This is a genomic window from Streptomyces sp. KLMMK (assembly GCF_036961605.1).
GTDB classification, from domain to species: domain Bacteria; phylum Actinomycetota; class Actinomycetes; order Streptomycetales; family Streptomycetaceae; genus Streptomyces; species Streptomyces telluris.
Genome location: NZ_JBAMDC010000235.1, coordinates 1 through 10,686 on the forward strand (window position 1 = coordinate 1; position 10,686 = coordinate 10,686).

Consider the following 10,686-nt stretch of genomic DNA (forward strand, 5'->3'; position numbering starts at 1 on the left):
GCCAAGGTCGTACGCCGACAGGCACATCCTCCGCCGGCCCCGATGCTCCACCAACCGCACCAGCCGCATCGTCACCGCCGACCACACCCTCCTGACCAGCAACTATTCAAGATGAAAGAGACTCACTGAACCTCTATCAACCTCCGAAGCTGTGGGTCAACGCGTCGATACCCGTCGGTTCGTCAGGTTCCTGACTTGGGGAGTGAAATGCGTCACTGCGACTGGCTTCGCCATCATCACCCTCCCAGGACGGGTTGGGAGAGATTCGGCGAGCCTTCACGGCGAGCTTGTCGTCGATGGCCTACTGGTCGATGACTACCGCTGCCTGACCCCCGCAGCCGCCACCATCTGCATCAGGCGACGCACAGAGTGCGAATAGGACCCTTCTGATGCAAGATGGCTTACGAGGCCATCGCGAGCGGCGCAGAGGTGACGAAGAACCCGTTCGAGGCCAGACTCATGACGGTGGCCACAACTGATGCGCCTTCTCCCACAGCTTCAGAGTTCGGTAGGCCGGAAGAGACGAAAGCGGAAACAATGTCAAAGGTTATGGCCAGTTGTCTACTGGCGCTGCACCAACGAAGGCAACAGGCTCTCCAACCGCTCGTCGGCACGCTAAAGGCGGCAGACCCGGATGGCGCCCGCTCCTCGCTGCCACTCTTATCCCGACCTGGCACTGCGCCTCCGTCACCACGGTGCCCATCGGAGCCCGTTGCACAACTCCAATCGCCGCGGGCACGGCATGAAATCCAGGCTTTACGGACACCGTTGGCAACTTGGACGGGAATTTTTTGCAAAGAATCCATAACCAGAGCATTGGGATGAAAAATGAACTCTATTGAACAATCCGAGATTGTGCTCGACTTTCACCTCAGCCCCGTAATGGACCAAAGCGAGACTGATGCGGCAGCAGGGATGGAGCACGCCGCCGCTACAGAATTGGGCAACTGCACACAATTCACAAAGTGCCCCACCAAGTGTGCCTGCACCCAAAAAGAATGCAACTAACTCCTAATTGAGTGTCTTTGAGCCTGTCTCGGGGGCCTCTATGGGTTTGGTCAAGCTGATGGGGCGGGTTGGGGTCGTAGAACGTGCCGTCGCGGAGCATCGCGAAGAATACGTCGGCTCTGCGTCGTGCAAGGCAGAGGAAGGCTTGGGTGTGGTGCTTGCCCTGGCTGATCTTCTTGTCGTGGTAGGTGCGGGAGGCCGGGTCGGCCAGGGCGGCGAACGCGGAGAGGAAGAAGGCCCGTTTGAGCTGCTTGTTCCCGCGTCGGGACGGTTGCTCGCCGCGGATCGACGAGCCCTTGCTGCGGGTTGCCGGGGCGAGGCCGGCATAGGCGGCGAGGTGGGTGGCGGACGGGAACGAACTGCCGTCGCCCACGTCGATCAAGATCCTGGCTCCGGTCCTGACGCCGATCCCCGGCATCGAGGTCGGGACCTTGGAAAGAGGGTGGGCCTCCAGCAGGTCCTCGATCCGTCCGGCCAGCAGTTTCCGCTGGTCAAGGACGGCGGTCAGGGAGCCGGCCAGGCTCGGGACGATCAGCGCGGCCGCGTCCGTTCCCGGGACGACCACGGTCTGCTCGTCCAGCAGGGTGAAGATCTCCTCGACCAGTCGCTCGGTCATCCGTGGCGCCTTCGGCCGCAGCAAGGTCACGAGCCGGCGGCGTCCGGCCTTGCGGATCTGGGCCGGGGACCCGAACCGCTCCAGCAGCGTGAGCACGACCAGGTGCTGCACGCGCGGGCCCAGGACACGCTCCAGGTGCGGGGGATCTGGGTGAGCAGGCCGCGAAGCCGGTTGCTGATCCGGGTGGGCTCACCTAGCCAGGTCGTCGTCGAAGCCGATGATCATCTCCAGCTCGGCGATGGTCTCGTCTTCGGGATCGACCGAGCGGAGTGTGTGGGGCACGACCCAGGCCGCGTCGGCGATGAACGAACGCGTCGCGGGCGTCGTTCCTGGCCTCGCCGGGGTTGAGGTCGGCGATCCGCCGCATCGTCAGCTCGGCAGATAGGCGACGGGGCAGCCCATGTCCCTCGCCACCGCCAGCGGCAGAGCGCCGATGGAGGCGGGCTGGTCCACGACCACCAGCACGGTCCCGTGCTTGGCCTGCAGTTTCCCGAAGACATCGCGGAGCTTGGGTTCGCTGTTGCGCAGCCGTTTGTCGAACGGCTTCTTCCCGGCCGGGGTGACGGCGGTGGCGTGGTGTTCGCCTTTGCCGACGTCCAGGCCGAGGAAGACTCCGATGTCGCTGACCTCGATCACGTGCGTCCTCCGGTCGTGCTCCCTGCCCGGCCGTCCCACGGCACCGACCGCCACATCCTCATTACGAAGAGCCTCCCGACCTGCGAAGAAGCCGGTGGTCATGCCCCTGATCAGCGGTCTGTCGATGCCCACGGAGCCGGTGACACCACCCCCCAGACCATGCGTTCGACAGGGGGAGAAAGTCATGCCAACTCCGGAGGCCGGGCGCCCCATTGCGGGGCCGTGGAGAAGATAACTGTGAGAGTTCTTCTGCGGCCCGGGATGGGTTGCTGCCAGGCTCGGCGCTCGTGACCCGGCATGACTCGCAAAATAACTGGCGTCCCGTCAGGGGCTGCCGTTCCCCCGCGATGTCTGCCGGGCACGGGCGTCGGCCTGGCCCACCCGTTGGCTTGATCAGCAGCTTGTCCGCCTTGCGGCGTGACTCATCACAGTTCCGCCACGCGGTGACTCCACCCAGGCCGACGCCGTTACGGCCGTCCGTCCGGAGGAGAACAACCGCATGACCATGCTCGCAGAACAAGTCGATGGCGTCATCGGCGTCGACACCCACTGCGACACCCTCGCCGCAGCCGCCGTGAGCCCCCTCGGCGCCGTCCTGGCCAGCACCGATTCCCCGGCCAACGCCCGCGGCTACCGGCGACTGCTGGACTTCGCCCGCCAGCAGGTCCCCGGCCGCCGCTGCTGGGCCCTGGAAGGCATCGGCAGCTACGGCGCTGGCCTCGCGGCTTTCCTGGAACAGGCCGACGAGCAGGTCGTTGAAGTCTGCCGCCCGAAACGAGCGGCCAACCGTGGAGGCCGCAAGACCGACATGCTCGACGCCATCCGGGCCGCCAAAGAGGCCCTGGCCACCGAGCATCTGATTCAGCCACGCCTCCGTGGCGAGCGCGAGGCACTGCGGGTGCTGCTTGCTACCCGTCATGGCGCGGTTCTCGCTTCCACCGCCGCGATCAACCAGCTCAAGGTCCTGATCGTCTCCGCGCCGGACGACCTTCGCGCCGAGCTGCGGAAGCTCAAGCGCCCTGCTCAGATCGCCTACTGCGCTCAGTTCCGCGACCGCCTGGCCCAGGACCTCGAGCACCGGATGACGGTGCGGTCCATGCGGTCCACGGCCCAGCGCGTCCAGGCCCTGCAGGCCGAGGCCAAGGACCTCGAGAACGAGGTCCTCACCCTGGTGCGGCAGCAGGCCCCGGAGCTTCTCGGCTTGCTCGGAGTCGGACCGATCACGGCCGCCCAGATCTTGGTCAGCTGGTCTCACCAGGGACGATTCCGATCGGAGGCGGCCTTCGCCTCCTTTGCCGGCGTCTCGCCGATCCCCGCCTCCTCCGGGTTGACCAACCGCCACCGTCTCAACCGCAGCGGTGACCGGCAGCTCAACCGGGCCATGCACACGATCACTCTGATCCGGATGCGACTCGATCCCGTCACCAAGGAGTACGTCGCGAGAAAGACCGCCGAAGGGAAGACTGCCCGTGACGCGCAGCGATGCCTCAAGCGGGTGATCTGCCGCCAGATCTTCAAGCTCCTTGAGCGCACCGAGGGGAACCGACTCGGCAGCGTCGAAGAACTCACTCAAGCGGCTTGACACGACATAGCAGCCTCGGGGGAAGTGGGCTGGTCGGAGGGGGGAATGAGGCAGGGCTCCTGGTCGTTGTGCTGGTGTTCTCACGCACCGTGCTTCGTCCGCGGAGCCTCGCGGTTCCGTGTCCTTCCTGGTTCGACGTCCCTGATGAGTTCGTCGGGCGTGACTCCTGGCTGGTCCACGCTCGTCGGCGAGTTGCCGGCAACAAGTGGAGGCGGCCGGGCTGCTGCAAGGCCCTGCTCGCCCTGGCGTATCTGTGGAAGAACGAGACGTATCGACAGGTCGGGGCCGGATTCGGGGTGTCGGAGTCCATAGCCTGGCGGTATGCCGCGATGCTCGCGGTGTCCTCGCGGCCTGGGCACCCGGTCTCCGTGAAGCTCTGGTGGGTCTGGGGCAGTGCGATTTCGTCATTCTTGAACTGGGCCAGTCCTTCCATTCGCCGGTTCCACTTTGCTTTTTGGTAGGTCCAATTCGGGAAGCTTGATCAGGCATCAATATACATGAAGGTCGGCTGGTCACCCTTCAAAGGAATTTGCGTGTGGAACTTTGTATCGAGAGGTGCGGCTGTGCCATTCTCGGTTTCCCGCGACCCACGCTGTCAGTCCTGTGAGAAATCTGTGGAGTGCGGGCGATCGAATGTGAGCGATTTCCGCGCATTGGGCGTTAAGAGATTTCATCAACGAGTTGTGCAAGTTGATGGTGACGTTGATTGCTTCTTGCAGGGAGCATCGCTTGTCGGCGGCCACCACCTGAGGGAAATTGAGTTCGCCTGTCCCAGAAGCGCAGTCTTTTGCTACTGAGTACAGGTCGTTGACCATATTGGCGGCGGTGGCGGCAAGGATCGTGGCCCGGCGGACGCGTGGCTCAAAGTAGAGATCAGCGGGAACTTCATAGCCACCGACCACGTCGATGAGTGTAATGGCAGGATGGAAGTTGTTGAAGGAGCGGGATGTCAGATACATCCACGGCGATGGCATGTAGCTGTCGTGACGCCACGCTGACTGGGTAGCGCAAGCGATGAGCAATTCCATGTATTCATGGCGGATCCGGGCGATCTGGGAGGGTGTAGCCTGGTTGGATAGATAAGTGAGGCTTGAGGTGATCGCCACCAGCATGGGATCGGCCACCAGTGCTTGATTCAAGTTTGTTGTGCAGTCCGCAGGAATTGGTGGCTGGTCCAGCGCGGGCAGGATGAGTGCGTACTTGGATGCCAGTGTAGTGGGGTTCGCTCCCAAGTTATGGTCGTCGGTGCAACGGTCGTCAATAGTGAAGACGGTAGCTAGCCAGCGTGCTGCGAGCAATAGCTGATCGGGATCATCAGTGTCGGGGTGCAGCAGCATGGCGTACTGACCGAATCCAATTGTGCGCCACTGGCCCAATTCATCTGGGCTGAAGCCCGAATGCTCTGCCCAGGTGATCAGCCGATCGTCAACAACTCGTCCCAGGTCTTTGTCCACTCGGGCCGGAGGTGGGCAGTGCAGGGTGGGGAATGATCTGTCGATGCCGTGTCGCCAGTGTGTCACTGCATTCCCCTTCTGTTCGGATAAAGTCCTGGATCTCTAATTTTCGCTGTATATGCGCAGCGCAGGACGGGAGTTCGAGCCTGGAGACTGAGTGGAGTGGCGGAGTTTCTGATCACGCGGATGCAATTTCTGGCTCAAGCGCCTTAGGTCTCACTATAGCGTGGCGTCATGGAATGCCAGGCCTTGTTCCCACGCATCCACGACCACAGCCCCTTAAGGAAGCGGTGCAAGTCTGGATCTGCCATACTGGCGAGTTTGGCAGCGTCGCTTTTAAATGCCCGGACCATCTGATTATGAATCTTGATGCAATGGCGAAGAGATGCCTCTCTCGACCAGCCTTTTTCTGCTGCAATCAGGGTAGGTAGATTAAAGGTAGTCCCAGGTTCCCGCGACTCTTTGGAGGTTGAATAGAGGTCGTTGATAAGAGTGGCGGCATTGGCTGCCCAAGCCATAGTTTGCCGTACTTTTGGATGGGCATAGACGGAAGTGGGAAGCTCATATCCATCGATTACATCGATGAGGGACATGGATGTCATAAAGCTGTTTATCTGGCGACTAGCCAGGTACAGCCAGGTCGCCGGCGGCTGCCTCTGTAGACGCCAGGCAGCTTCGGCGCAGACGGCCGCACAGAGGTTTGCGTTCTCGTGCCGGAAGCGGTGCATCTGAGCGGCTGTTGCATAGCTGGCAAGATGATCCATGGCAGACCGCCATGCCCGGAGGATGGGCTCCTGGGTAAGTGCCGTCTGGTAGTGGCCGGCATAAGGGGGAGGCAGGCAGGCTGGGTCGAGAGATGATTGTGACAGAAAAACCTTGATAGCTGTGAGTCGTGTATTCACGGTGAAGTCGTCAGTGTAATAATCGTCCAAGGCGAATCCTGCCGCTGCACACTGCGCTGCAGCGAACAGCCGGTCTGCGTCGTCACTGTTGGGTTGTGTCAGTACTACCAGGCTGCCCAAATTGCAGGAGTGGAGCCTAGGCAGCTCATTTTTATAGATCTCGATCTCCTTAGCCCAATCGAGCAAGCGGGCATTAATGCTCTCGGCAAGGTCGGGCCGCTCTCGTGCCGGAGGTGGGCAATCAATCAGATCTTCAAGGCTGCTCATAAGCGGGACTCTGATGGTTGTAGAGGGGTCGCGAGAGTCTGGATTGTTTCCTGGAGGAGGTTGCATAATAACGTCCTGCCCGCGGTGGTAGGCTAACAGTTTCGAAATAAGGTGTCGTAGAGACGTGATAGGTGTGTCCCGGGCTAGATGCGGTCTGCCGCAATGAGCATGTACTGGAAGCTGCTGTCTTGATAGGCAGACAGGAAGTCATCCTCGATGCCTGTGGCGAGATGGCTCTGCTGGCGGAGTCTCCAGTAGGGTAGTGCCGCCTGAGTCAGATCGATGACCGTAGCCACGGCCAACCGGTTGCGAGCGAGGGCTTTGAAGTAGTCGGCGCGTTTATGAACGTCGCATCCATAGTGCCAGTTGATGCGCGATACTGAGCGGCTGGCCATGCCGTAGACGTCGTTGATTAGCCCAGTGATTGCTACATACCGGCCGCCGCGCTGCAGCAGACGAGCATGCTCAGCGAAGAGATCGTCGAGGTTTACATACATGTCGCTTTCATTGTTCCAGGAGGCGGCATAGGCCTGTGACTTCAGGCCTGTGTTCAGCATGTCTGCCACGTGGAAGGTGACTTTTAGGGCCGCGCCCTGTTGTTCTGCGTACTGGGTTGCACAGTCTTTTTGCACTGTGGATAGGGTGACACCGTCAACGTGGCATCCGAAGCGCTGGAACGCCACAAGGGAGCCGCCCCCGTGTCCACAGCCGGCGTCGAAGAGCCGGTCATCTGCTACGACAGGGCCCAGGTGGTCGGCGAGGAGATCTGCTTGTGCTTGCTCCAGACGGTGCAGTTCCGCCTTAATCTTCTCCTCTCGCATCTCGTCGGGCCTCTCAAGTGCTGCAACATCTGTCTCGCCGATGCCGTAGTGGTGATGATGCAAGCCGTCAATCTCACCCAGTTTGACGTTGATTTTGTTGTTTTCGTAATCCCAGTATTTGGCAACGGACTCCTGGTACTTCGTATGCGCAGTCGGTGCGGGCTTGTCACTCATGTTACAAATCCTTTCTGGGGCAGTCGTTTTGAGCCAACTTAAACCCTGTATCCTCTGCTGCGATCGAGGCGGTGAGCCGTCTTCTCTCTCGTCCCAGCGGGGCCACTGCCCCAGTAGGTGGACCTCGTTCATCCGGCCGAAGCTGCAGAATAGAGCGTCGGCAGTTGTCGAATCGCCAGGCTTCTCACCTGGGGTGATGACATGCACCGCAGAGGCTGGCTTCGACATCATCACCCTCCCGGCCTGGTGGAATAGGTTCACTAAGCTTCTTCAACTCGGCCACGGATCGAGGGACGGGAGCGGGCGGGAGCCGACTGGTCGAAGGCTCAAACCCAGAAGCCCGTCCCGCGCCAACCCTAAGTGCCAAGCCACTCCTTTGAGGCCAAGCTGAAGACCCTCACTGGATGGCGCGGATATTGCCTTCCGCGGAAGAATGCCGGACAGGGCCGCTGGGTGACGGCGGACAAGGCATGGGGGCAGCGGGGGGAGAGAGAAGGGCGAAACGATGATGGTGGCAGTCGTGGTCTGTACTGAGACTCGTGGCTCCCCGATGCCGACAGGGGCTGGTAGGCCCTGGTCGGTTGCCGTTGCGGCTACTCCCTCCTGTGAAGTGGGTCGTCCAGGGTGAGGTCGCAGCGCAGTAGACGGTTGCAGGCCTTCAGGACGGCGCTGGTGATACCCGGAGCATCGAGCCGGTGATGGGCGAGCAGGCTAGTGCGCAGGCCGTGGGATATAAAAGCCCGGGGTAGTCCCAGAGAGGTGACGGGGGATCTCACGCTGGCATCGGCACACGCCTGGGCGAGGAGGCTGCCAATGCCGCCAGTGCTCGTGTTGTCCTCCACGACGATAGTCAGTTGATGCTGCGCTGCCAGGTGTGGGAGAGCTGGGTTGAGAGGAATGACCCAGCGGGGGTCGACGACAGTGCAGCCGATACCCTTCTCCTGCTTGAGGGTGCATGCAGCCTCCACAACGACAGCTGCAGTCGTGCCAACAGCCACGAGAAGGACGTCTAGGAACCTACCCGTACTGCGGTGCAAAACGTCCACACCATCCATACGCACCAGCGCGCTGATATCTTCCCCGACGGATGCCTTAGGAAAACGTACCGCGGTCGGTCCGTCGCAGATAGCGATAGCTTCGCGCAGGAGTTCACGGAGTCGGGTTGCATCGCGCGGGGCCGCCACCCTCATACCTGGTACAACAGACAGCAGACTCAGGTCCCACATGCCGTGGTGGGAAGGGCCATCGGGACCGGTGATGCCAGCCCGGTCCAGGACAAACGTGACGGGCAGGTGATGCAGCGCCACGTCCATCAGGACCTGGTCGAAAGCCCGGTTCAGGAAGGTGGCATAGACGGCGACCACAGGATGGTAACCGCCCATGGCCAGGCCAGCAGCGGAAGTGACGGCATGCTGCTCAGCGATGCCGACGTCAAAGACCCGTTCTGGGAACTGCTGGGCCATTGAGTGTAGGCCGACCGGGCGGAGCATGGAGGCGGTCACCGCAACCACGTCTTCTCGCTCGTGGGCCAAAGCCACCATTTCGTCGGCGAAGGCGCTGGTCCAGCTCCGGGCCTCGGACACCTCCGCAGTCGCACTATTGGACACCCGCCGCAGGGGACGCCCGGTCGCCGGATCGAGAACACCGACGGCATGAAAGCAGTCGGCGTCATCCGCCTCAGCCTGCGCATATCCCTTCCCCTTGCGGGTCACCACATGCACTACCACCGGTCGCAGTAGCCTACGGGCCTCGTGCAGGGCTGTTTCGAGCGCGGGGATGTCGTGGCCGTCGACCGGGCCGATGTAGTCCAGGCCGAGAACGGTGAACAGATTCCCCGTACCGCCGTCGCCCGCTGAAGTGCCGGTACGCAGCCGGGTGAGGTGAGCGGCGAGGGATCCGGTGGTGGGGGCGTAGGAGCGGCCATTGTCATTCAGGACGATAATCACAGAACGTTGCGGTGTGGCGGCGATGTTGTCCAGCGCCTCCCACGCCATCCCACCAGTCAACGCACCGTCGCCGATCACCGCCACTACTACGCGATCCTCCTCCCCTGCGAGGACACGAGCCTTGGCCAGACCGTCGGCATACGACAGCGCGGTTGAGGCATGGGAATTTTCCACGAGATCGTGCGCGGACTCTGCTCGACAGAGATAGCCTGAGAGGCCGTCCTCCTGCCGGAGCGTGCTGAACAACTGCGCCCGTCCGGTCAGCAGCTTGTGTACGTAACCTTGGTGGCCGATATCGAAGACGATCACGTCACGGGGGGAATCGAAAACCCTGTGCAGGGCAATCGTCAGCTCCACCACCCCCAGATTCGGGCCCAGGTGCCCGCCCGTCGAGCAGACGGTCTCGACCAGGGTCCGGCGGATGTTGGCAGCCAGCTCCGGCAGCGCCTCCTCCGGTAGCCGACGCAACGCCGCCAGATCCGCCGCGGGTACGGAGCTAAGCGATGAGAAAGAGGCCAAAGACCGGTTCATGAGCAACCCCTAGAGGAGACCCGATGGTGTCACGGCCGACGAGATCAAGCCCGGGGAACGGGCGGGGGTTCGGAAGATATGAGCCAAGTCCCTCGTGCAGCGCCACCACCAGGGGCTACGAATGGCGGAGATTGTCGTCTCCAACTTGGAAGGGCAGAGTCCGCATCAACGGAGCTGCTCCCATATTCAACAAGAGGATATCTCCCTGCCAGGGCGCACAAGTAGACCCTGAAGCACCACACCACGACCGGCGCACAAACCTTCCGCCGTCCGTAAAATTGCCTACCGGAGCCTCCCCCGTACGCAACGCCATCCGCGCGCCCAGGCCACCATGCCACCCGGCAGGACGCGCCGCACTCGCCGAGCAGTACGCCGGATTTTGATGGGCTGTAAAGGGAACAGTGTTACTCCGATCATGGGGGATTCCACCTGTGGCTAAGGGCTGTCCCGTAATTGATCTTTGGCACGAGAGTGGTCGGCTGAGATCGGATCCTGGGTCCCACCCTTAGTGCTCGATTCCTCTTTCGGTGTACACATACCGGCGTCGTAGTCGGCGGGTTGGGGGCGGGGGCCTGCCCCACACCCATGGCCGTGCGCGAGTGTTGAGTTGGTTGGTTGCGAGTCGGGTAGCGTGGTCGATCTCGGCTGGTCCGACGAATGACTGGCCTGCAAGAGCGGTCTTTCGGAAGATGCGCCACCAGCCCTCCTGGAGGTTGAGCCAGCAGGCTCCGACAGGGATGAAGACGTGA

At 61.9% G+C, this 10,686-nt stretch carries 6 protein-coding genes and 1 pseudogene; 2 read left to right on the top strand and 5 right to left on the bottom strand.

The annotated features are described in order from the left end of the window. Positions 1–1,078: 1,078 nt before the first annotated feature. Positions 1,079–2,260 (bottom strand): annotated as a pseudogene (locus tag V7793_RS25975) (IS110 family transposase); the annotation flags it as partial. A 499-nt stretch (positions 2,261–2,759) separates the two neighbouring features. On the opposite strand from V7793_RS25975, the gene V7793_RS25980 reads away from it, so the two are divergent. Further along, positions 2,760–3,842: an IS110 family transposase gene (locus tag V7793_RS25980; protein WP_336010462.1), complete on the top strand. Its 1,083-nt coding sequence runs from the start codon at positions 2,760–2,762 to the stop codon at positions 3,840–3,842. 89 nt (positions 3,843–3,931) lie between these two features. Next, positions 3,932–4,303: a transposase family protein gene (locus V7793_RS38265; protein WP_443057995.1), complete on the top strand. Its 372-nt coding sequence runs from the start codon at positions 3,932–3,934 to the stop codon at positions 4,301–4,303. A 51-nt stretch (positions 4,304–4,354) separates the two neighbouring features. On the opposite strand, the gene V7793_RS25985 is transcribed toward V7793_RS38265, so the two are convergent. From V7793_RS25985 to V7793_RS26000, 4 genes are all read right to left on the bottom strand, one after another. Beyond that, positions 4,355–5,296, bottom strand: a complete 942-nt coding sequence (locus V7793_RS25985) for a terpene synthase family protein (RefSeq protein WP_336010464.1) — start codon at positions 5,294–5,296, stop codon at positions 4,355–4,357. 209 nt (positions 5,297–5,505) lie between these two features. After that, positions 5,506–6,465: a terpene synthase family protein gene (locus V7793_RS25990; RefSeq protein WP_336010465.1), complete on the bottom strand. Its 960-nt coding sequence runs from the start codon at positions 6,463–6,465 to the stop codon at positions 5,506–5,508. A 143-nt stretch (positions 6,466–6,608) separates the two neighbouring features. Next, on the bottom strand, positions 6,609–7,460 hold the full coding sequence (locus V7793_RS25995; RefSeq protein WP_336010467.1) for a geranyl diphosphate 2-C-methyltransferase: 852 nt from the start codon (positions 7,458–7,460) through the stop codon (positions 6,609–6,611). Between the two features lie 593 nt (positions 7,461–8,053). Beyond that, positions 8,054–9,937 (bottom strand): 1-deoxy-D-xylulose-5-phosphate synthase, encoded by a 1,884-nt coding sequence (locus V7793_RS26000; RefSeq protein ID WP_336010469.1) that lies wholly within the window; start codon positions 9,935–9,937, stop codon positions 8,054–8,056. Positions 9,938–10,686 lie beyond the last annotated feature (749 nt).